21 protein-coding genes are annotated in these 21,649 nt (G+C 66.6%); 6 read left to right on the forward strand and 15 right to left on the reverse strand.

Annotated elements, in window-relative coordinates; translation table 11 throughout:
- Positions 1 to 29 precede the first annotated feature (29 nt).
- From B9C43_RS30460 to B9C43_RS30505, 10 genes are all read right to left on the reverse strand, one after another.
- On the reverse strand, positions 30 to 893 hold the full coding sequence (locus B9C43_RS30460; protein WP_235038924.1) for an RNA polymerase sigma-70 factor: 864 nt from the start codon (positions 891 to 893) through the stop codon (positions 30 to 32).
- 34 nt (positions 894 to 927) lie between these two features.
- A complete protein-coding gene (locus B9C43_RS30465) occupies positions 928 to 1,854 on the reverse strand; it encodes a hypothetical protein (RefSeq protein WP_143446689.1) in 927 nt (308 codons plus the stop codon).
- Between the two features lie 41 nt (positions 1,855 to 1,895).
- Positions 1,896 to 2,306, reverse strand: coding sequence for a hypothetical protein (locus B9C43_RS30470; RefSeq protein WP_143446690.1), 411 nt, complete (start codon positions 2,304 to 2,306; stop codon positions 1,896 to 1,898).
- A gap of 128 nt (positions 2,307 to 2,434) precedes the next feature.
- Positions 2,435 to 3,643 carry an ABC transporter permease gene (locus B9C43_RS30475; protein WP_084430339.1) on the reverse strand — a complete coding sequence of 403 codons (1,209 nt, stop codon included), beginning with the start codon at positions 3,641 to 3,643 and terminating at the stop codon, positions 2,435 to 2,437.
- Positions 3,643 to 4,320, reverse strand: a complete 678-nt coding sequence (locus B9C43_RS30480) for an ABC transporter ATP-binding protein (RefSeq protein WP_084430340.1) — start codon at positions 4,318 to 4,320, stop codon at positions 3,643 to 3,645. Before B9C43_RS30480 ends, B9C43_RS30475 begins: the two co-directional genes overlap by 1 nt.
- A complete protein-coding gene (locus B9C43_RS30485; RefSeq protein ID WP_084430341.1) occupies positions 4,317 to 5,840 on the reverse strand; it encodes a peptidoglycan-binding protein in 1,524 nt (507 codons plus the stop codon). The genes B9C43_RS30480 and B9C43_RS30485 overlap by 4 nt, the downstream gene beginning before the upstream one ends.
- 67 nt (positions 5,841 to 5,907) lie before the next feature.
- Positions 5,908 to 7,359, reverse strand: a complete 1,452-nt coding sequence (locus B9C43_RS30490; protein ID WP_084430342.1) for a flavin-containing monooxygenase — start codon at positions 7,357 to 7,359, stop codon at positions 5,908 to 5,910.
- Complete coding sequence (locus B9C43_RS30495; RefSeq protein WP_084430343.1) at positions 7,356 to 8,204, reverse strand: SDR family NAD(P)-dependent oxidoreductase; 849 nt, start codon at positions 8,202 to 8,204, stop codon at positions 7,356 to 7,358. Before B9C43_RS30495 ends, B9C43_RS30490 begins: the two co-directional genes overlap by 4 nt.
- On the reverse strand, positions 8,188 to 9,075 hold the full coding sequence (locus tag B9C43_RS30500; protein ID WP_235038925.1) for an alpha/beta fold hydrolase: 888 nt from the start codon (positions 9,073 to 9,075) through the stop codon (positions 8,188 to 8,190). The genes B9C43_RS30495 and B9C43_RS30500 overlap by 17 nt, the downstream gene beginning before the upstream one ends.
- Positions 9,072 to 10,391 (reverse strand): cytochrome P450, encoded by a 1,320-nt coding sequence (locus B9C43_RS30505; protein WP_235038926.1) that lies wholly within the window; start codon positions 10,389 to 10,391, stop codon positions 9,072 to 9,074. Before B9C43_RS30505 ends, B9C43_RS30500 begins: the two co-directional genes overlap by 4 nt.
- An 87-nt stretch (positions 10,392 to 10,478) precedes the next feature.
- Between B9C43_RS30505 and B9C43_RS30510 the strand changes: the two genes are divergently transcribed.
- The 4 genes from B9C43_RS30510 to B9C43_RS30525 all read left to right on the forward strand — a co-directional run bounded on the left by B9C43_RS30510 (position 10,479) and on the right by B9C43_RS30525 (position 13,762).
- A complete protein-coding gene (locus B9C43_RS30510) occupies positions 10,479 to 11,063 on the forward strand; it encodes a TetR/AcrR family transcriptional regulator (protein ID WP_084430346.1) in 585 nt (194 codons plus the stop codon).
- 12 nt (positions 11,064 to 11,075) lie between these two features.
- Positions 11,076 to 11,681, forward strand: a complete 606-nt coding sequence (locus B9C43_RS30515) for a hypothetical protein (RefSeq protein WP_084430347.1) — start codon at positions 11,076 to 11,078, stop codon at positions 11,679 to 11,681.
- A 117-nt stretch (positions 11,682 to 11,798) separates the two neighbouring features.
- Positions 11,799 to 12,281, forward strand: coding sequence for a luciferase domain-containing protein (locus tag B9C43_RS30520; protein WP_235038927.1), 483 nt, complete (start codon positions 11,799 to 11,801; stop codon positions 12,279 to 12,281).
- Positions 12,282 to 12,328: 47 nt separating this feature from the next.
- Positions 12,329 to 13,762 carry an Nramp family divalent metal transporter gene (locus tag B9C43_RS30525; RefSeq protein ID WP_084430348.1) on the forward strand — a complete coding sequence of 478 codons (1,434 nt, stop codon included), beginning with the start codon at positions 12,329 to 12,331 and terminating at the stop codon, positions 13,760 to 13,762.
- On the opposite strand, the gene B9C43_RS30530 is transcribed toward B9C43_RS30525, so the two are convergent.
- On the reverse strand, positions 13,731 to 14,834 hold the full coding sequence (locus tag B9C43_RS30530) for a hypothetical protein (protein WP_084430349.1): 1,104 nt from the start codon (positions 14,832 to 14,834) through the stop codon (positions 13,731 to 13,733). The genes B9C43_RS30525 and B9C43_RS30530 overlap by 32 nt on opposite strands.
- 139 nt (positions 14,835 to 14,973) lie before the next feature.
- On the opposite strand from B9C43_RS30530, the gene B9C43_RS30535 reads away from it, so the two are divergent.
- Positions 14,974 to 15,714 carry a class I SAM-dependent DNA methyltransferase gene (locus tag B9C43_RS30535; RefSeq protein ID WP_033381845.1) on the forward strand — a complete coding sequence of 247 codons (741 nt, stop codon included), beginning with the start codon at positions 14,974 to 14,976 and terminating at the stop codon, positions 15,712 to 15,714.
- Here the strand turns inward: B9C43_RS30535 and B9C43_RS30540 are convergent.
- The 3 genes from B9C43_RS30540 to B9C43_RS30550 are packed head-to-tail and all read right to left on the reverse strand — an operon-like array spanning position 15,711 to position 20,007.
- Positions 15,711 to 17,438, reverse strand: coding sequence for an ABC transporter ATP-binding protein (locus B9C43_RS30540; RefSeq protein ID WP_084430350.1), 1,728 nt, complete (start codon positions 17,436 to 17,438; stop codon positions 15,711 to 15,713). The two genes, B9C43_RS30535 and B9C43_RS30540, sit on opposite strands and share 4 nt — an antisense overlap.
- Positions 17,435 to 19,156, reverse strand: a complete 1,722-nt coding sequence (locus B9C43_RS30545) for an ABC transporter ATP-binding protein (protein ID WP_084430423.1) — start codon at positions 19,154 to 19,156, stop codon at positions 17,435 to 17,437. Before B9C43_RS30545 ends, B9C43_RS30540 begins: the two co-directional genes overlap by 4 nt.
- 20 nt (positions 19,157 to 19,176) lie before the next feature.
- Positions 19,177 to 20,007: a helix-turn-helix domain-containing protein gene (locus tag B9C43_RS30550; protein WP_084430351.1), complete on the reverse strand. Its 831-nt coding sequence runs from the start codon at positions 20,005 to 20,007 to the stop codon at positions 19,177 to 19,179.
- Positions 20,008 to 20,160: 153 nt separating this feature from the next.
- On the opposite strand from B9C43_RS30550, the gene wrbA reads away from it, so the two are divergent.
- The gene (gene wrbA, locus B9C43_RS30555; protein WP_033381848.1) at positions 20,161 to 20,772 is read left to right on the forward strand and encodes an NAD(P)H:quinone oxidoreductase; all 612 of its coding nucleotides are present in this window, start codon (positions 20,161 to 20,163) and stop codon (positions 20,770 to 20,772) included.
- A gap of 48 nt (positions 20,773 to 20,820) precedes the next feature.
- Here wrbA and B9C43_RS30560 read toward each other — a convergent pair whose 3' ends face one another.
- Positions 20,821 to 21,642: a helix-turn-helix transcriptional regulator gene (locus B9C43_RS30560; RefSeq protein WP_084430352.1), complete on the reverse strand. Its 822-nt coding sequence runs from the start codon at positions 21,640 to 21,642 to the stop codon at positions 20,821 to 20,823.
- Between the last annotated feature and the right edge of the window lie 7 nt (positions 21,643 to 21,649).

Consider the following 21,649-nt stretch of genomic DNA (forward strand, 5'->3'; position numbering starts at 1 on the left):
ACAAGACCGGTTCGAGGTTTGTGACAACCTCAGGCGAAGGCGGCCAGCTTCTCCGGGTTCATCATCCAAAGCAGCTGGTCGATGCCGCTTTCCGACGCGGTGATACTGAGTACGCCGTAGATGTGGCCGTCTCGCCTGAGTACGGCCGCCGGCTGGCCGTTGACCTCCGCCCACGTGATGTCCACGCCGATCCAGAAGGTGTTCGAGAAGGCCTTGATGACCTTCGCCACCACTGGCCTGCCGAGCAGCGGAACCCTGGACGCGCCGCGGACCGCGCCGTTGCTGTCGGCGTAGCTCACGACGTCCTCGGCGAGCAGTTCCTCCAGTTTGGCCAGGTCCCCGGTCTTCGCAGCAGCGACGAACGCCTGCAGCAACCGCTGCTGTTCCGCACGGCTGACCGGCGCCCTGCGCTCTGCGGCGAGGTGTTTGCGCGCCCGGCTGACCAGCTGACGTGCTGACGCTTCGCTCACTTGGATGATCTCGGCGATCTGCGGATACGGGTAGTCGAAGGCCTCGCGCAGCACGTACGCGGCCCGTTCGGTGGGCGTGAGCTTCTCAAGCAGGATCAGCACGGCGAACTCGACCGCCGCGTCCCGCTCCGCGCCCAATTGCGGGTCCGCCGCGGTGTCGACGGGTTCGGGCAGCCACGGCCCGACGTACGTCTCGTGCCGTGCTCGCGCCGTCTGCCCCGCGTTGATCGCCAGCCTGGTGGTGACTGTCGCCAGGAAAGCTCCGGGGTTCTTCACCTCGGCGTGGTCGTAGTTCTGCCAGCGCAGCCAGACCTCCTGCAGCAGGTCCTCCGCGTCGAGCGCGCTGCCCAGCATCCGGTACGCGATGCCGAACAGGCGCGGGCGTACCTCCGAGAACAACTCCAGAGCCACAGCAGCGTCCACACTGTCACTGTAGACACAGTTCCGCGGGTGCGAATTACTTGGGGCCGAGGTTCTGTTCGATTTTCTCTTTGAGCACGGCATCCCGTACCGCGGCGAGATTCACGCCGCAACGTTTGTCGGCCGCGGCCGCGGTCAGCTCGAAGCGCTGCACGGCGGCGAGTTCCTGCTCCTGTTGCGGGCTCAGCACGTCTTTCAGTTTCAGAGCGTTTCTCGCGTTCTGATCCTTGAGCGCGCCGCGTGCGTTTTCATAGGCTTCACGGAAAGGTGCCGCGCGGCGTTCGACTTCGCCCTGGAGTTCCTTCGGGCTGGCCGCCGTGAATCCCTGACCCGCGACACAACCCGACCATTTCTTGGTCTCTTCGAGTACGCGGGGGTCGTTGTCGACCTGTTTCTGGACTTCGTCGAGGATCTTCGCGCTGTCGCCGGAAGCCCTGATGTTTCCCGGCGGCAGTGGAATGGTCTTGTTCGCGAGGGTGAAACATTCGCCCTGTGCGGTGTCGTATGCCGCTTTCTGCTGCTCCGAAAGGCGGCTGCGGATCGCCGTGTTGGGGTCGGCTTGCGGTAGTGCGCCGGACTGCGACGACGCGATTTCGACGGCGTCGATCCTGGTGGCGATGCCGTAGCCGTACTGCTGAGTGAACTGCTCGGGACTCAGACCGCTGCCCACCGGGCCCGGCACGTTCGGGACGAACGGTTCGTAGGCGAAGCCCTTCTGGCGCATGCAGTCGGCGACAGCCTTCTGGTGTTTGTGGTTGTAGTCGTCGACCCGCTCCTTGTCCTTGGCCGGATCGGCCGTGCGGGCCGCTTCCATCTGCTTGGACAGCGAGGTCCGTTCGTCCTGCGCGATGCCCGGCCCGGTGGGGGAGGATCCTGTGCCTCCCCCACCGGTGCACGCGGTCGCACCGAGCAGCGCAAGGGCAACCAGGCTGAGCAGCCTTCGAGGTGCGACAGCATGTTTCATGATGGTCATTTCATCGTGATCGGTGTCGAATCAATTGGTGATCAGTAGCCCCACGTGTTCCACCATACGCCGCATGAGGCCGAGCAAATCCGCACTTGTGCGGAACTGTTGCCGGTTTGGTCCCAGAAGCTGTATGCCGCCGCGGAACCATTGGTCGTGCAGTCGGTTCCTTGCGTACCGAAGTAGCTTCCATCCTGATACTGTGCGAGTGCACAGTGGCCGTCGTTGGCCGAGTCGTTGATATATCCTCGGTACACCCTGTTGTTGTCACAGTTCTCGCGCGCCCACTCCCGCGCGACCTCGCGACCGCCCTCGAATCTTGTGATCGTGTCCGGGCTGCCGACGCCGCTGCACGCCGCTTGCGCCGGTGTCGCCATTCCAATCACCATGCCCGAAGCGAGCAGAGCGAGAACCATGGCGAGGCGCAGCCCGAGTCTTCGAACGAACCTCATTGTGTTCAACCCCTCTTGAATCCACCCAGAAAATTGATCACCGTGCACGTGTCGGTCAATAACGGTGAACAATTCCCGAAGTTATCGGTTGATCAAGAAATTCGTCAAAAAGTGGTACGGGCCACATGTCATTCGCCGCGCAGTACCGCGACGGGTTCCAATCGGGCTGCTCTGATGGACGGATAGGTGCCCGCCAACAGGCCGATCAGCGCGCCGAACGCCACACCGGCCACGGGCAGCCACGGGTACAGCACGGGAGTCCACGTCTTGGCCCACGCGACCAGGACGATCGTGACAACGCCGAGCGCGGATCCGAGTACGCCGCCGAGTAGCCCGGTCGCGCCCGATTCGACGAGGAACTGGGCGGCGATCTGCCGTCTGCGTGCGCCGAGGCTCCGGCGCAGTGCGATCTCCGCGCGCCGCTCCAGCACCGAGACCAACGTGATGTTGGCGATCCCGACACCGCCGATGACCAGGGACACCGCCCCGAGCAGCAGCAACAGCGCCTGGACGTCGGACGCGACTCTCGCCTGGACCAACTGCGGGTCGGCCGGGACCTGGGTGGCGACCAGCTCGGGTGTCGCGGGTGCGAGGGCGAACGGTGTCTCGGCCGCGACCTGCCGTGCGGCGCCGATGTCCGTGTCGACAACGATCTGCGCCGGCCGGTCCACTCCGAACGCCGCACGCGCGGCACCGTCTGGCACGATCACCGCCCCGGTGAGCGAGGCCTCGCGTTCGGTGGTGTCCAGCAGGCCGATGACGGTGAAGAGCTCGTCGCCGACGAATACAGCGGGCATGCCGTCGAGCCGGTTCACGTTCAGCTGTTCCGCGGCTGATTTGCCAAGTACCGCAACCCGATCGGCCCGCGTGTTGTGTCCTTCGTCGAACCACCGCCCGGCGCCGACCGTGCCGCGCACGGCACCGAGAAGTCCCGACGATGCCGCCACAACCGGGATCTGCGATACCGCGGCCGCTTGCGGGTCGACCAGTTCGACCGTCCGAACGCGACGCGTGCCTATGTCCAATTTGGTCAGTGTGCCCGCGGCGGTCACGCCGTTGAGCCGGTCGATCCTCGCGGCGGCGTCCCAGGGCAGGATGTTGACGGGCGGCTCGTTCGGCACAGAGGAGCGGGCCGGCACCACGACGACTTCGGTGGCCGCCAGCTCGTCGAACCTGGTCACGATGTGGTTGCCCGCCGTGGCGGCGAGCCCGAGCGTGGCGACTATCGCGGCCGTCCCGACGACCGTGCCGATGGTGGTCAGCACCAGCCGGGACGGCCGGGCACGCAGGCTCGCGGCCACCTCGGAGATCAGGTCGAGCGCGCCGGAGATGCGCATCAGGTGACCTCCGTCAGCATGCCGTCGTTGATACGGACCTGACGCTGTGCGTGCGCGGCAACGGCCTCGTCGTGTGTGACGGTGATGACCGCCAGGCCAGTGGAGTTGAGCTCGTCGAACAGTTCGAGCACCGATTCGGCGGTGGCGCTGTCCAGGTTGCCGGTCGGTTCGTCGGCCAGCAGCAAGGCAGGTCTTGTGGCGATAGCCCGTGCGATCGCGACCCGCTGCCGTTCACCGCCGGACAAGGTGGTGGGGAAGAAGTCGGCGCGGTCGGACAACCCGACCTGGCTGAGGACTGCGCGTGCCCGCTTGTGGCGGTCCGCTCGGGGGACACCGCTGTACATCAGGCCGAGTTCCACGTTGGCTACCACGGTCCGATGTGCCAGCAGGTGGAAGGCCTGGAAGACGAAGCCGATCATCCGGCCGCGCAGCCGCGTCCGCTGCACGTCCGACAAGCCCGACGTATCGGTCCCGCCGAGCAGGTAGGTGCCCGCCGTCGGCCGGTCCAACAGGCCGAGCAGGTGCATCAAGGTCGACTTGCCTGACCCGGACCGGCCCATGATCGCGACGTACTCACCCGCCCTGATCACCAGATCCGCCGGCCGCAACGCCAGCACGGGCACCGGGCCATCGAACGTGCGCGTGACTCCGTGCAGTTCGATGACTGGTTCGTTCACCGCTGACCCACCACTACGGGATCGTCGGCCTGGAGCGTGCCGTCAACCGACTTCAGTTCCGCGAACCCGTTGGCCACCAGACCAGGCTGTACCTCGACGTCCTCAATGGACCCATCGCGCACCACACGGACCCGGACCTTGCCGTCGGACGCGGTGTAGAGGGCGCTGACGGGCACCGCGAGGACCGCGCCTTCGGTTGACGCGATCGGAATCGACACCCGCACGTTCAGACCGAGCATCGCGCGGGGATCACCGCCTGTCGGCCGGATCCTGATCCGGTGCATCCCGGCCGCTGCGCCGTCGGTCCCCGGGCGTTCGGCGACGTACGACACCTCACCCGGCACCGGGGCACCGAGGCTTGGTTCGTCCAGTTCCACTTTGCCGCCCGCCTGGACGAGGCGCTGGTTCGCGGGTGACAGCTCACCGTCGACCTGAGGTTCGCCGCCGATCAACGTCATCAACGCGCCTTCTGGCCGGGCGCCGAGGGCCGCCTTCACGCCCTGGACCCGGCGGGGCAGGTCGGGCACGAACACGACCTCGCCCCTGGGCAGCCTGACCCCGTACTCCTTTTCCATGTCCGCCAAGCGGTTCTCGGCGTCGCGCACCGCGGCCTGCGCTTCGGTGACGGCCTGCTGCTGGCTGCTTGTGTTGGGCGGTCGCGTCAGCTCGGTGAGCGCCGCCTGTGCCGATTCGAGCTGGGATTCCGCCTGCCGCACCAGGAGGTTCTGTTCGAGGCGGACACGCTCCTTGTCCTCTGGTGGCGCCTTGGCGATCTCGTCCGTACGCCGCTGTTTGGCCAGTTCCAACTGTCCTGCCGCTTGCTCGACCTGGTCCCTCGCGGCACGCAACGCCGACGGCGCGGGAGGCGCTTTCGCCTGTGCCAACGCGGCATCGGCCTGTCGCTTGGCTGCCCGGGCGCTGCTGACCTCGCCGCGTGCGGCTTCCACGCGCTCCCGCTCCTCGGGCGTGGGCTGGACCGGTTCGTATCCACTTGCCTTGTACCACGCGGAGACCGCCTGTGCGGTGGCGTTGTCGTACAGGTCGTCAACAATGCCCGGACTGTGGCCGAGGCGTGCCAGCGCCGCTTCCAGTTGACGCACGTCAGCGCCACGATGACCGGGACGCAGCGACCGGTACATCGGCAGGTCACCGCGCAGCAGCAGAACCGGGCGTCCGGACACTTCGACGGCCACGCCGCCCTCGTTCAGTTCCGTTCCTTCGGCCGGGACCCGGCCGGTCACGACAGGGGTGCCCGCCTCGCCCGAACCCGTCGCCGGGCCGATGCCGGAGTCCGCCAGCACTTCGGTGCTGCTGGACAGCCGTACGTCACCGCGGATGACCACCGTGCTGTTCAGCACCTTCCGCTCCACCGGCGCGGTGATCAACGATGGTTCGGGAGCCTGCCGAGACCGTGCGACTTCGTCCGGCGAGCGGATCTGGGAACCTGCCGCCATCGCCACGATGGCCACGGTTACCGCCGCCGCCGTGATATAGGTCAGTGGCCCCACACCTCTGGCCATGGCCAACTCTTACCACAGCGTGACGGTGGGTGGTTAGTCCTCGCGCGGGCCAAATGGCTTTGTATGATCAGGTTCTCGCGAATCGCATCGCGCCGTCATCGATCTTTCCGAAGCGTAGATTCACGACGTCGTGGGCGTAGCTCATCCCGAGTTGCCAGGGTGCCCTGGACCCGGCTTTCGGGAACTCATGGATCGCGCGCAGCACGTAACCCGCCTGGAAGTCGAGCAACGGCTGCTCGGTCACGGTCGGGTCGTCGTTGGTCGGCACGCACCGGGAGTAGCCGTGGGCGTCCATATGGCGCAGGAGACGGACCACGTACTCGCTGACCAGGTCGGCCTTCAGCGTCCACGAGGCGTTGGTGTAGCCGATGGTGAACACGAAGTTGGGCACACCGCTGAGCATCATTCCCTTGTACGCCATGGTCTCCGGCAGCTTCACGTCATCGCCGTCGACGATCAGCCGCATGCCGCCGAAGACCAGCAGGCGCAGCCCGGTCGCGGTGACCACGATGTCGGCATCCACTGTGGACCCTGACTCGAGGCGGATCCCGGTCGGCGTGAACTCCCGGATGTGACCGGTCACCACCGAGGCCCGTCCCCGGCGGATCGCGCGGAAGATGTCACCGTCCGGGGCCAGGCACAGTCGCTGGTCCCAGGGCTGGTAACGCGGGGTGAAGTGGGTGTCGATGTCGTAGTCGCGTGGCAGTTGCCTGGCGGCAGCCTTGCGCAGGAGGGACTTCACCAGACCGGGGCGGCGACGACTGAGCTGGTAGATCAGGGTGGCCACGGCGACGTTCTTCCATCGGGTGATGGAGTACGCGCGGCGGTTGCCCAGCAGCTCGCGCAGCCTGTTGGCGATCTTGTCCTCACCCGGCATCGTAGCGATGTACGAGGGGGAGCGCTGGAGCATGGTTACGTGCTCGGCGTCGGAGGCCATCGCCGGAACAAGCGTCACGGCGGTCGCGCCGCTGCCGATCACGACGACCTTCTTGCCCTTGTAGTCCAGGTCCGCGGGCCAGTGCTGCGGATGGACCACCGTGCCGCCGAACTGTGACATCCCGGGGAATTCCGGTGTGTGGCCGGCTTCGTAGTGGTAGTAGCCCGTGCACAGGTACAGGAACGATGTGGTGAGCTCGACCTGTTTGCCGTCGTGCTCGGCCGTGACCGTCCACTTCGACTCCTCAGTGGACCATGACGCCTTGACCACCCGGTGGCTGAACCGGATGTGCCGGTCGATGCCCGCGTCGGCCGCGGTCTGCCTGATGTACTCGAGGATCGACGGCCCGTCCGCGATGGACTTCGCCTGGGTCCACGGCCGGAAGCGGTAGCCGAGGGTGTGCATGTCGGAGTCCGAGCGCACCCCGGGATACCGGAACAGGTCCCACGTGCCGCCAATGGCTTCGCGGGCTTCCAGTATCGCGTACGTCCGGCGTGGGAACGCCGAGTGGATGTGGTGCGCCGCACCGATACCGGACAGGCCGGCACCGATGATCAACACGTCGACATGCTCAGTGGTCACTCGCAGTCCTCCTGTTGGGCCCGGATCTTGGCCTGGATGCGGGCCAGTAAGGGGAAGTAGTGCGTCGGCGCGACCCTGGCGAGCAGATCGAACACGTACGCGTCCGGGCCGACCAGGATGCGGGCCTTGCCCCGTTCGACACCGCGGTGGATGATCTGCGCGGCCTTGTCCGCCGACGTCATGGCGATGTTCTGGAACTGGGCGGCCAGCACTTCTTTTGTCCGGCCACGGCCTTCCGGATCAACCGGGAACCGTCCATTGCGGACGATGTTCGTATCGATCCCGCCGGGATGCACGTTGACCGCGCTCACACCGGTGCCGCGGAGTTCCTGGCGCAACGAGTCGGTGAAGCCGCGGACGGCGAACTTCGAGGCACAGTAAGCACTCTGCGTCGGCATGCCGAGCAACCCGAACACACTTGAGGTGTTCACGATGACGCCCTCGTCCTGCTCGACGAGTATCGGCAGGAACGCGCGCGTGCCGTTGACCACGCCGTGGAAATTGATGTTGTGCAGCCAGTCGTCGTCCTCGGGAATGGCGTCGATGACTCGCGACGATGTCGCCACCCCCGCGTTGTTGAACACCGCCGCCAACGGAGCCGTCAGCCACTCACGGACTTCCTCGGCGAACCGCCGCTGGTCGGCAGCGTCGCTGACGTCCATCACCCGCGTGAGCACCGGCCCGGACAGCGAGGCCGCGGTCTTCTCCAGTTCGGTCTCGTTGATGTCGGCGATCGCCACCGGTGAGCCCAACCGGGACAGTCGCTGGGCCAAGCTCCGGCCGATACCCGAGGCGGCGCCGGTGATTATCACGGGACGGCCGGTGAGCTTAGGAAGTTGACGCATCAGTCCTCCTGCCGACGTGCTTGTCGATGAGATCAAGCAACACCGGCCAGGCCCCCGTTGGCAAGTCGTGGCCGAGACCTCGCACAGTTTCCAGCCGCGCACCCGTGATCGCCCGAACCGTCGCAGCGCCACCGGTCGGATTGACCATCCGGTCGCGATCACCGTGAATCACCAGCGTGGGCGCGGTGATCCGGCGCAGCAGCTTCGTCCGGTCGCCTGAGCGGAAGATCGCCGCGAGCTGCCTGGCCACGCCACTGGGCGACGGATCGCGATCCCAGGCCGCCCCGGCCTGTTCGCGCACCCATGTCTCGTCGAACGGGAACCCGTGCGACCCGATGTGCCGGAATATCCGGATGGACCGGTCGATCGCTTCCTGCCGTGTTCGTCCGGGTGTGCCTGCCATCAGCAGCCATGTGGACAGTGCGGGGCGGCCGACGCGGCGGGCGCCGGTCGTGGACATGATCGAGACGAGAGTGCGGACGCGTTGTGGGTTCAGGGCAGCCACGGTCTGCGCGATCATGCCGCCCATCGACACTCCGACGAGGTGCGCCGATTCGTAGCCGAGCGCATCGAGCAAGCCGACGGTGTCTGTGGCCATGTCGGTGAGGTCGTACTGCTGCGCGGGCCAGCGGCGCATAACGGTCGCGATCGGACTGGACGGCCGGAACCGCATGTGCGTCGATTCGCCGACGTCACGGTTGTCGAACCGGGTGACGCGATAGCCACGGTCGGCCAGTTGTTCGCAGAACACCGTCGGCCAGCTGTGCAGTTGCATGCCAAGCCCGGCTATCAACACCAACGGCTCGGCGGACTCGTCGCCGAACTGTTCGTAGGCAAGGGAAATTCCGCGTCCGACGTCCACTGTGTTCACGGCTGGGCTCCCGCGGTGCTGGTCTGGACCGGTGACTGGGATGACGTGACCCGGCGGCGCACGATCGCGAGGCCGCCTTGTTCCGGAGCGTTGGCCACGCCGCGGGAGTGCCAGCGCTCGCCCGGCTCCGCGGTGGGCAGCACCGTGAAATCACGCAGCATGGTGCGCAGCACGACGTTCATCTCCATGTTCGCGAACGCGGCACCGAGGCAGCGCCTGGTGCCGCCGCCGAACGGGATCCATTGGTAGAAGTCGGGTTTCTTGTCCAGGAAGCGGTTCGGGTCAAAGGTGCGCGGGTTCGGGAACACGGCCGGGTTGACGTGGATCAGCGCGATGCTCACGATGATCGTGTATCCCTTGGGCAGCGTCCACGGGCCCAATCGCATGCTGTCGGCCTTGACTTGGCGGCCGACCAGGTCGATGACCGGGCGGATCCGCTGTACTTCCAGGATTGTCGCTTCACGCAGCGCTTTTTCGCCCGCGTCCACTTCCGCGACCAGGTCATTCAGGACCGATGGGTGACGGCGAAGGCGCTCGACTGCCCACGCCAGCGTCGTCGCCGTGGTCTCATGCCCGGCAGCCAGCAGCGTGAGCAGTTGGTCGGCGACGTCGCTGTGGCTCATCGGCGAGCCGTCGTCGTAGCGGCTCTGCAGCATCATCGCCAGGACGTCGTCGCGTCCGTCGAGGTCGTCCGCCTTGGCGATCAGCCGCTCGATGATCGCGTCGTACTCGCGGCGCATGGCCCAGAACTTGCGCCAGGGGCCCCACTTTCCTTGGGGGAAGGGCATGACGGCCAACTTGGAGCCGAGGGCGACCAGTTTGGGCAGCAGTTCGCGCAGTTCGTCGAACTCGGCACCCTCGGCGCCGAACACCGCGCGCAGGATGGCGTTGAGGGTGATCCGCATCATCGACGGCAGCACCGGGAACGGCTGGTTCTCCGGCCAGGATGCCAGTTCGCGGACAGTCTCCTCTTCGATGATCTTCTCGTATGCGACCAGACGGCGGCCGTGGAACGGCGGAACCAGCAGCTTGCGCTGCTTCTGGTGGTTCTCCCCGCGCAGCGCGAACATCGAGCCGGGCCCGAGCACCCGGCCAAGGTCACGGTCGATGTTGTCCAGCACGTCGGTGCCGGTCGTGAAGACCTGTTTGATCTGGGCGGGATCGCTGATCACCACGGCCCGGCCGAAGATCGGCACGTTGATGGCGAACGCGTCGCCGTAGCGCTCACGCAGCCGCCGCATCCCGCGCTGCGGCTTGGTCCACGCGTAGAGGCCTTGGACGATGCGCGGAGCGGTGGGGCCTGGAGGGAGCGTCATCGGTTTCCTTCCCGCCGTGGTACATGCGCGTACCGCTCCGACGGTACGGGCATGTACCATCCGGTTTCAAGAGATATCGTGATAGGTGTGACGACTGTTGAAGACACCTTCCGGCAACGCCTGCTCGACGGCCTTGCCGCCGCGATAGTGCAGGACGGCTACCGCGCCACGACAGTCGCCGACATCGTGCGCAGGGCCCGGACGTCGCGGCGGACCTTCTACGAGCACTTCACCAGCAAAGAAGAGTGCTTCGCGGCGTTGCTGACCGAGGCGAACGCCGAGATGATCCGGTACATCACGGCCGCGGTGGACCCCAAAGCGCCATGGCAGAGCCAGATCAGGCAGGCCGTCGAGGCGTGGATCGCGTGCGCGGAATCGACGCCGGCGATCATGGTCAGCTGGATCCGGGACCTGCCGTCACTGGGTTCGGCGTCCCGCCAGTTGCAGCGCGGCATGATGGACGCGTTCATCGACATGGTGCAGTCCCTGATGGACACCGAGGAACTGCGTGCCGCGGGAGTCCGTCCGCTGTCCCGCCAGGAGGCGATCATCCTGCTCGGCGGGCTGCGCGAGCTGATCGCGACGACCGTCGAGGACGGCGGCCGCCCGTCGGACATCTCGGAGGTCGCGGTTCGTTCGACTTTGGCCCTGCTTGGCCCGGCAAGCAGCTAAGGTGCCGGGGATATGGAGAAGACGCCATCTCCGGCCCGCCGGCGGCTGCTGATTTCGCTTGCCGCGGTGATTGTCGTGGTGGGTGCGGTGCTTGCGCTGAACCTGGCTTCATCTGACGACGTCAGTCCAACGGCCGCACCGCCCTCGACGGCCGTGCTCCACGGTGGCGGCAGCGCGGTGGCCAGCGTGTACGCGTGCGCGGTATCAAGCACGGACGCGGACAAGATCTGCGAACGCCAGGCCAAGGACCACGCGCGCAGGACCCAGTTGACTCCACAGCAGCGGGCGGAAATCGCGGACAAGTCCGTCGAAGTGCGGTCTTTGATCCCGCCTTTGCCGTCACGGGAGCCGACGTGCCCGACTCCGGGCGGCCCGTGCCGGATGAACACCGGCCCGGTCGATGCTGAGTACGTCGCCAAGGCGTGGTCCGCGGTTTTCCGCGCTGGCTATGAGGATGCGGTGATCCGCCTCGCCCGCGCAGATGATCCGGCCCCTGCGGAAACGATGGTCTACGGGATATCGGTCGGTCCTGGCTGCGTGATCGGCTACGTCAGCACTAGCGGCGGCAGTAGCAACGTTGCCGGAGTGTTGCCCGAGGGCGGTTGCCTCACACCGTAGAAGAGCGCTTTCTCCTAGGTAAGCATCGGAGCGAGCCGGTTAGCTGTGGCCATGACGATGCCAACGCTTCCGATCAGGCTCGGCCAGCGCCCGAAAACCGGACCTGAGGTGCCGCACGTGCAACTCACACAGCTTGGGCCGCAGGCGATCCGCGACGAACTGACGCAGTGGATGTCCGGCCGCTTTCCCGCGACAGTGACCGGACCGAGCGAGATCTCCGATCCAGCGAAGATGCGGCCGTGGATCGCCGCCACGTTCCCGGACGCGCCCGTCGCTGAGGACATTCCCGTTGAGAAAGCGACAGCGTTGTTCCTGGACGGTGTCCATCCGGCACCGGGTGCAGTGTTGTTGCCGCCCAGCTTGACCTTGGAGTTCGCCCACATCCACCCGGACGGGAGCCTGCACGTGGCGCTGTCCGCCGAGGACCGGCACGAGGTGCTCGACAAGGGCTGGGGCGAACCACATCCGTTGTTCTCGCCGCAGGTGAACGTGGTCATGGTCTACAGTCCCCGCACCTCGGAAGAACTTCACGTCGTGCAGACCGTCCTCGAAGCGTCCTACCGATACGCGGTGGCCGAACCCGTTGCGATTCGCGCGTGACCTTGCTTCCCTGATAGTTCCCAACGAGGACTGATCGGGGTGGGGCAATGGCGACTCATCGTGAGCCAACCGATGTGACCGACCGGTTTCCAGCCAAACACCTGGCACGCCCGCAGATCCGGCAACTGCCGGAACCGCCCACGTCGACCTGGCGGATCATCGGTCCAGGTGTGATCGCGGCCGGAGTGGGCCTGGCGTCCGGTGAGTTCATCCTCTTTCCCTATATCGCCTCGCAGGTGGGCCTGGTCTTCGTCTGGGCGGCACTGGTCGGCGTGGTCACCCAGTTCTTCCTGAACATGGAGATCGAGCGTTACACGCTGGCCACCGGCGAGACCGCGCTGACCGGGTTCAGCCGGTTCTGGCGGCACTGGGGCCTGGTGTTCGCCCTGCTGACGTACCTGGCCAACATCTGGCCGGGATGGGTCACCAGCTCGGCGAGCATGGTCACCTACCTGTGGGGTGGCAACGTCCGGTGGATCGCGATCGGCATGCTCATCGTGATCGGGCTCATCCTCACCCTCGCCCCGATCGTCTACGTCGCACTGGAACGCGCCGAGATGCTCAAAGTGGCCATGGTTCTCGTGCTGGTCGTCGTCGGCGCGGTGTTCGCGATCTCGGCGGACGCGTGGAGTGCCGTGCCGCAGATCATCACGGAGGCAAGCGTGCCGGTCGAACCGCTGGGGTTCGCGCTGCTGCTCGGTGCGCTCGCGTTCGCGGGCGCGGGCGGCGGGCAGAACCTTGTGCAGAGCAACTGGATCCGCGACAAGCAGTTCGGCATGGGCCGCTATGTTCCGCGTATCGCCAGCCCGGTGACGGGTAAGCCCGAGGCCGCACCGAGTACTGGCTTCATCTTCGAACCGACTCCGGACAACCTCAGCCGGTGGCGGTCGTGGTGGCGGCTGGCCAACCGTGAGCAGGCCTACACGTTCGTGCTGATCACGTTCGTCTCGATCCTGTTCACGTCGCTGCTGGCGTATTCGACTGTGTACGGCAAGCCAGGCCTGTCCAACAGCATCGGTTTCCTGCGCGTCGAAGGAGAACAGCTCAACGCCGCGGTCGGCGGCTGGTTCGGTGCGTTCTTCTGGTTCGTCGGTGCGTTCGCGTTGTTCGCCGCCGCGCTCGGCATCGTCGACTACACCAGCCGGCTGGCAGCAGACGTGATCAAGACCGCTTATGCCCGGCAGGCCAAGGAAAGCACGCTCTACTTCGGCCTTGTCTGGGCCTTGGTGCTGATCGGGTGCATCGTGCTGCTCGCCGGGCTCGACCAGCCGTTGGTGCTTCTGGTGGTGTCCGCCTGTGTCGGTGGGCTGATGATGTTCATCTACTCGGTGCTGCTGATCATCCTCAACCGTCGGGTGCTGCCGGAACAGATCCGGATCACGTGGCCGAGGATGGCCGCGCTGGGCTGGTCTGTCGGTCTGTTCGGTGTGCTCTCGGTGCTGACCATCATCACACAGGGCGCCAAGTTGTTCGGGGGCTGACCTTGTAGTCCAGCAAAGCGGCGACCCGCGCGGGATTGGCGAGCAAGTCGCGCCACGAGTACACGGCAACGCCATCCGCGTCGGCCGAGGCCCGTAGCGCGGCAACCCAGTCAGCGTCGGTGATCTCGCGTGCTCGATTCCCGGAGGCGTACTCGGGCTCGAGATACTCCGCTCCAGCCTGCAAGCACGCCAGCAGGGTGCGGTTGGTCCTGGCGCGGGCGTCCGCGATCCGGCGGGGGATCCACGTGGCGGGATCCCGTCGCTGGATCTGGAAGTAGAACATCAGCTCGTAGTGGTCGATCGACGCGTCCAAATCCCCGAAACGTTGTGCCAGAACCTCTTCCACCGCGTTGCCGAAGTCGTCCGTGCCCAAGCCGAACCCGTTGAGCAGCACCTTGATCCCGGGGTCGACGTCCCGCGCCGCCGCGCGCAGCACGGCCGCGGCTTCCGCGATCACGCCGCACTTCCACGCCGTCCACTCCGGCCGCAACTGCCCGAGCAGGACTTCCGGGCGCCGCTCCGAATGCCCGGTCTCCTGGGCGAACCGGTCGAGGCACCGGTCGCAGAAGCAATACTCGGCAATGTCCGACCGGGCGGTCTCCGGCATCCACAGCTCCCAGAACCCCGGGAACCGGATGAACGAAAGGAAGATCCCGTCCGGCCGCAGCCGGTCGACCACTTCCGAGATCCGTTCGGCCTTGCGCGCCAAGTACTTCCGGTCCGACGGGCACACGCCGACATACCACCCTGACGGCTCGAAGACCTGCCCGTGCTGGTCGATCGGCCGCAGCGAAGGATCGGCGGCGAAGGACTCGGGGTCGAAGAACACCGACGTGGACTCGTAGACCACGATCCCGCGTTCGCCCAGTGCGTCGCGGAACCCTTTGTCGCTGTAGGCGCCGTCGGGCGGTTGCTGGTCGACCGCACTGCCCGGCAACGGGTCGATCTGGTTCTGGATGAGAGCCCAGTCCACGCCGTGGCTTGCCATCGTGCCCGCTGCCTCAACCATGGTCAGCCCGTGGATGTTGCTCCAGTCGTAGCCGTACGCCTTCATCGCAACGATCCGGCTCATGGCAACCGGTATAGCGGTCAATGACCGCGGTGTCCACGCCGTGTCCCGGTCACCGGCCAGTCACATTTCAGCCGATTGGGTGATATTCGGTGCGGGGCCGTTGATTCGTCCTTTCTGGACGAACCGATAGTGTTCCGGTGTGATTGGTGAAGACGGGTATTTCGGTGAGGGCGTGGCGCGGCGGTGGGATGACGCGTCGTCGGACATGTTCCTGCCTGGCATTGTCGACACCGCTGTCGACGTGCTCGCGGATCTCGCCGCCGGTGGGACGGCGCTGGAGTTGGGGATCGGGACCGGCCGGATCGCGCTTCCGCTGGCGCAGCGCGGGGTCAAGGTGCGCGGGATCGACTTGTCGCGGGCGATGGTGGCCCGGCTGCACGCCAAACCCGGCGGCAGCGCGATCGACGTGACCATCGGCGACTTCTCCAGCACTCGCGTCCCGGACACGTTTTCGCTGGTCTACAGCGTGTTCAACACCATAACCAACCTCAGGACACAGCAAGCGCAGGTGGCGTGCTTCCGTAACGTCGCCGAGCACCTCGCGCCCGGTGGCCGGTTCGTGGTCGAGGTCGAGGTGCCCGAGGTGCGCAAGCTCCCGGCCGGGCACAAGATCGTTCCCTTGTACACCAGCCCGACCCAGTGGGCGTTCGACGTGTACGACTTCGCCACGCAGTCGCTGACGTCGAACTACGTCGAAGTCACCAACGGGCGTGGCGAGTACCAGTCGATTCCGTTCCGCTACGTCTGGCCTTCCGAACTGGACCTGATGGCACAACTCGCCGGCCTGCGGCTGTCCAACCGGTGGGGCGGCTGGACGAGGCACGCCTTCACGCACGAAAGCACCAAGCACGTGTCGGTGTACGAGAAGCCCGAGTTCTAGGCCAGCCGCCACCCCTGCCCGCTTGACCGTGCGTGCCAGAGCCGCGCGTACGAACCGTCTGCGGCGATGAGGGACTGGTGTGTCCCGGCCTCGACCGCGCGACCGTCCTCGACGACAACGATCTGGTCGGCATCGACGACGTTGCTCAGCCGATGCGCGATGAGCAGCACGGTGCTGTGCTGAGCGAGTTGGCGGATAGAGCGCTGCAGGTAGCGTTCGTTCTCCGGGTCGAGCGCGGCGGTGGCCTCGTCCAACAGCACGATCGGCGCCCGCTTGAGCAGGGCTCGCGCGATCGATACCCGCTGGCGTTCGCCACCGGACAAGGCCACCCCGCCTTCGCCGACTCGGGTGTCCCAGCCGTTCGGCAGACGCGCGACGATCTCGTCCACTCCGGCAAGCCGGGCCGCTTCGACGAATTGCGCGTCGGTGGCCTCCGGCCGGCCGAGCCTGATGTTGGCCGCCAAGGTGTCGTCGAACAGGTAGACGTCCTGGAAGACCAGGGCGAGCTGGCGAGTCAGGTCCTCGGTACGCAGGTCGCGGACGTCGGCACCGCCGACCCGGACGGCCCCGCGCTGGGTGTCCCAGAACCGGCTGATGAGCCGGATAACGGTCGTCTTGCCGGATCCCGACGGCCCGACCAGCGCGGTCACCGAGCCGGGCGGCACGGTGAGCGAGAAGTCGCGGAGCACCGGCGTTTGCGGCTCGTAGCCGAAGGTGACGTTGTCCAGTTCGATCAGCCCTGGCTCGCTGAGCGACGAAGACTCCTCCGGTTCGGGCATTCCCTGTTCGCGGAGCACGTCGGTGAGACGGTGCAGGTCATTCCCGGCGATACGGATAGCGCCCGCGTACTCGCTGACATCGGCGAGCGGGCCCGCGAAGCGGAACGCGAGTGCGATCAACGCGACCGCGACCACGGGAGAAACGGATCCGTCGAGCACGAGCCACACCCCGGCCAACATCAGCGCGGTCACGGCGAGCTGCACCGCGAGTCCGCTGACGCTCAGGCCAACCACGGCTTGGCCCAGGGTGCGGCGACGGGTTCGCCGCTGTGCCTCGATGGCGTCTTCGAGCGGCTGGTAGCCGTGGATGCTCCGGCCGAACGCGCGCAACACCCGCTGTTTCTGGCCGAACTCGATGACTCTGGTGCCTGCCTCGACATCGGCGGCATGGTTGCGCGCCTCCCCACGGGCCACACTCGCCGCGGCGAAGCGGAACGCGAACGCCAGCACGGGAATGGACAGCGCGGTTGCGAGCCCGAGACGCCAGTCGTACCAGAACAAGGCAATCGTCACCGTGGCAGGTGCCGCGACACTGATCACCAAGGGGGCCAACAGGTGCGCGAAGATCCCGGTGATCATCATGGTGCCGTCGGTGGCCACGCGGGTCAGCCGCCCGGTGCGGTCGGCGTCGAACCAGCCCAGCGGCAGGCTCACCAGGTGGTCGCCGAGACGCTGGTGCGTCGACGACAATGTCTCCAGTGCGGCGGCAGATCCGCGCATGGTCTGCACATATCGCACGATGCCCGCTGCCACGGTCACGATCGCCAGTGTCAGCAGATGCGTGTCGATGGCGTCCCAGTCGCCGGACGCGAGATCCACGATCACTGGCACGAGCAGCGCTGCGGCGACGCCGCTGAGTACGCCGTACAACAGAGTCCAGGCCACATATATGGTGAGGATGTGGGCTTTGCCCGGTCCAAGCAGCAGTCGCAGATCGGTGATCATGCGGCGACCCCCTCGTGTGCATCCCACATGCGTGCGTACTGCCCGCGCACGGCGAGTAGTTCGGTATGAGTGCCGGTCTCCACGACCTGTCCACGGTCGAGCACGACGATCTGGTCGGCGCTGGTGATGGTGGCGAGCCGGTGCGCGATCACCAGCACAGTCCGCCCACCGACCAAGCGCGAAAGCGCGTCCTGGATCGCGGCTTCCGACTCCGGGTCGGCGAAGGCAGTGGCCTCGTCGAGCACCAGGATCGGCGTATCGGCGAGCAACGCCCGCGCGATGCTGATCCGCTGCGCCTCACCTCCGGAGAGCCGGACATCCTGGCCGACAACAGAGTCATAGCCGCGTGGCAACGCGGTGATCCGGTCGTGGATCATGGCCGCGCGGCACGCGTCCGCGATCTCGCTGTCTGTCGCTTGTGGACGGCCGAGTGCGACGTTGTCCCGGATCGACCCGCCCAGCAGCTGCACGTCCTGCAGCACGAACCCGACGAGCCGGTAGAGCTCTGCCGGGTCGATGTCCCGGATGTCCACGCCGCCGATGTGGATCGCGCCACCGGTGACGTCGTGGAACCGGGGGAGCAGCGTGGCCAGAGTCGACTTCCCCGAACCGGACGGGCCCACCAAGGCCGTCACCGAACCCGGTTCGCAGGTGAAGCTCACGCCGTGCAGGACCTCATGACCGTCATAGGCGAACCGAACCGAGCGGTACTCGACCCCATGGCCCGACGGACGTTGCGGCGATTTGGGCGCTGGCAGCGCCGGGACTTGTAGCAGCTCGTGGATCCGCTGCGCGGCGGCCTTGGCACCGCGCTGGTTCATCGCGGCGAAACCGAGCGGCTCGATCGCGACCGGGATCACGCACGCCAGCAGCACACAGGCCACCGCTTCACCGGCACTGACCCACCCCTGACTGACGAACCACGCACCACCCGCGACGGCGATCAGGCCGACCACGGGAGCGGAGACCAATAGTCCTGCCAGTGCTTCGATGCGGTTCATCGGCTGGACCCATGCGGCGAAGAAGTCCGTGTACTCGGTGGCGGCCTGCCGGTAGGCGGCGTGCGCCTTGCGGGCCCGGCCGAAGGCCTTCACCACCGCGATGCCCGAGATGAACTCGACCAGCGCACTGCCCAGCCGTGCGTTGCTCTCGTCGAGCTTGCGGATGACTTCGTTGGAGCCGCGTTCCATCCAGGCGTAGGCGGCGATGTACAGCGGGATCGTGGCGATCGCGAGCAGGGCCAGCCGCCAGTCCAGGATGACGAGATACGCCAGCGCACCGAGTGGCGTCACGGCAGCCGCTGTCACCTCGACCGCTTGATGAGCGACCAGCTGGTGCAAGGCGTCCACGTCACCCATCGCGGTCTTGCGTAACCGGCCGGAGGAGTTCCGGGCGAACCAGCCGAGTGGGACCCGGCCGAGGTGAGCGATCATGCGACGGCGCAGGATTGCCTGCAGCCGCACGTCCGCTATGTGCGTGATCGTCAACGCGGCGCTCATCAGCCCGCCGCGCAGCACCAGCCCGCCGACGATCAGCACTGCCACCACGGCCACCCGGTCGCGGTCGACCGGCGTCGCCAACAGCGCGTCGGTCAGCTCGACCAGACCCACGAACGGAGCCAGCCCGGCCAACGCACCCAGGGCACTGAGCACACACGCCAACCGGATACGACCGGCGACGGGACGACGCACTTGGTTGAGCGAACGATCGTGAGACATGGCCACGACCTTGGCGCGGCTCACCCGATGGCGTCTTGGACGAATGTTCCTTCTTGCCAGTCGCGGTACAGCGACCCAGGCGTGTAGCCGGCGAGTTCCTTCAGGTCACGGGTGAGGTGAGATTGATCCGCGTAGCCGTGGACCGCCGCGACCTCGGTGGCCGCCGTCCCATCCACAATGGCTTGGATCGCGGGGGAGAGGCGCACGATCATGGCTGCCCGCTTGGGAGTCACCCCGATCTGGGCGGTGAACCTCGACCACAGGCGCTTGCGGCTCCACCCCGTCTGCGCCGCCAAGTCGCCGATCCGGCGTTGCCCACCACTGGCCACGAGCTCACGCCAGACGAAGGCGATCTCCGGGTCGACGGATCGGTTTGTCCGCAGCTTCTCGGCGAGGGCGGCACGCAGGTGGCTGAACCGCTCCTCCCAGCGATCGGTGCTGGCCAGTGCGGCGCGAAGACGGTGGGCTTCGGCGCCCCACACGTCCTCGAAGCTGACGACTGTCCCGGCCAACTCGGCGACCGCGCCGTCCAGGACAGCATGCGCCGTGACCGGCGAGAGGTGGATGTCCACGCAGGCCACGTCCTGGCCGAGCACCCGCACCGAGCTGACGCCCAGTCCGCTGGCAATTCCGGCCGTCACCGGGCGCTGCTGGTCGAGCCGCAGTTCACCGTCGATCATGAGCACGATCGTCAGCCGTGGCGAAGGCAGGATCCGCATGTCCAGCCCGGTTCCGGCGCGGTCGTGGTAGCCGAGGAGTTCCACGTCGTGGCCGGGCAGCGCTGACTGGACGACCTCCCAGCCGCCTGCCTGCTCAGCGACCAGCGCCATCGGCCCGATTCCCCTCCACATCCCGAAACTATCCGATCACCGGAACCCTGTCACCGCGAATCACACTTAACGAACTCGAAGCCCATTCGCCGCCGAAACGTGCGATCTGCCCGTTTCCTCCGATACCGTCGCCGAAGTGTCACTTTCTGCCACCATCACCAGGGGGATTACGTCATGAGTCCACGGATCGCGGTCGTGTACTACTCGGCGACCGGCAACGTGCACGCGACGGCCGAAGCCATCGCCGAAGGTGCGGCGGATGCCGGGGCGGACGTGCGCCTGCGGCGAGTCGCTGAGGCGGCGCCGGACGAAGCCATCGACAAGAACCCGGACTGGCGCGCTCATCTCGATGCCACCGCGGCCATTCCCGTTGCCACACTGGAAGACCTGACGTGGGCCGACGGCTTCGCGTTCGGCACACCGACCCGGTACGGCAACATCGCCGCCCAGCTCAAAGCGTTCATCGACACCACAGGCGGCATCTGGGAACGCGGCGATCTGGCCAACAAACCGGTCACCGGCTTCACCAGCTCGGTGGAACGGCACGGCGGCCAGGAATCGACCTTGCTGGCGCTGTACAACATCATGCACCACTGGGGTTGCATCATCGTCCCAACCGGTTACGTCGACTACGACATCATTCACGCGGCGGGCGGAAACCCTTACGGCATCAGCCACATCGCCGACAGCGGCCTGCCGGGCAAGGAAACCATCGTCGCCGCGAAGTACCAAGGCGGACGGCTCGCGCAGATCACCAAGCTGCTGACGCCCTTGCGCGCTGGCTGAACCGCGGTCGTCGAGTCGCGCGGCCGTTCGCGGCCGCGCTGGCGAACCTCACTGCCGGCTGAGCTCCCACTTGTCGCCGGGCTGCACCGGCATGTGGAACACCACGATGCACGGGGTGAACTCGACGCTCTGCATCGTCAGGGCGCGGAACGTCCGGTCACCCAGCGTGGGATGACGCAGCGTGCGCAGCCTGCTGCGCAGTTCACGCACGTCGTGGTTGTCCCACATCCTGCTGAAATCCGGGTGCCGCGCCTTCAGATCGGCGACCAGCGCCCCCAGCCGGTCGTCCTCGATCGACGGCATGATCGCCGTGCGCCACCTGGCGATGATGTCGCTGACATCGGCTTCCCAGTTCTGGACGCGTTCTCTGCCCTCAGCGCTGAACAACCACCTCAACATGTTGCGCTGGTCTTCCGCCACCGCACCGAAATCGGTGTACCACTCGGCGGCCGCGCGGTTGCACGCGATGACGTCCACGTAGAGGTTGGCGCCGTAGACCGGGTATGGAGCGTCGTCCATTGACGCGACCAACCGCTTGACCAAGTCCTCAGCGGACACGTCACCTTGCAGCGGCGCCCGCGACGTTTTGCCGTACGCGAGGCTGTGCATGTAGCGCCGCTCGTCCTCGGTCAGTCCGAGCACGCGCGCGAGACTGTCGAGCACTTCAGGCGACGGGCGGATCTCACGGCCCTGTTCGAGATACGTGTACCAAGTCGGGCTCAGCCCGGCCAGCACAGCGACTTCCTCGCGCCGCAACCCTGCCGCGCGACGGCGTGGACCTGCGGGAAGCCCGACATCGGCCGGTGTGATCCGTTCCCGGCGGCTGCGCAGAAACCCCGCGAGCTCACGTCTGTCGTTCTCGGTCGTCACTGCGGGG

The sequence above is a fragment of the Kibdelosporangium aridum genome (assembly GCF_900176515.1).
Classification (GTDB): Bacteria; Actinomycetota; Actinomycetes; order Mycobacteriales; family Pseudonocardiaceae; genus Kibdelosporangium; species Kibdelosporangium aridum.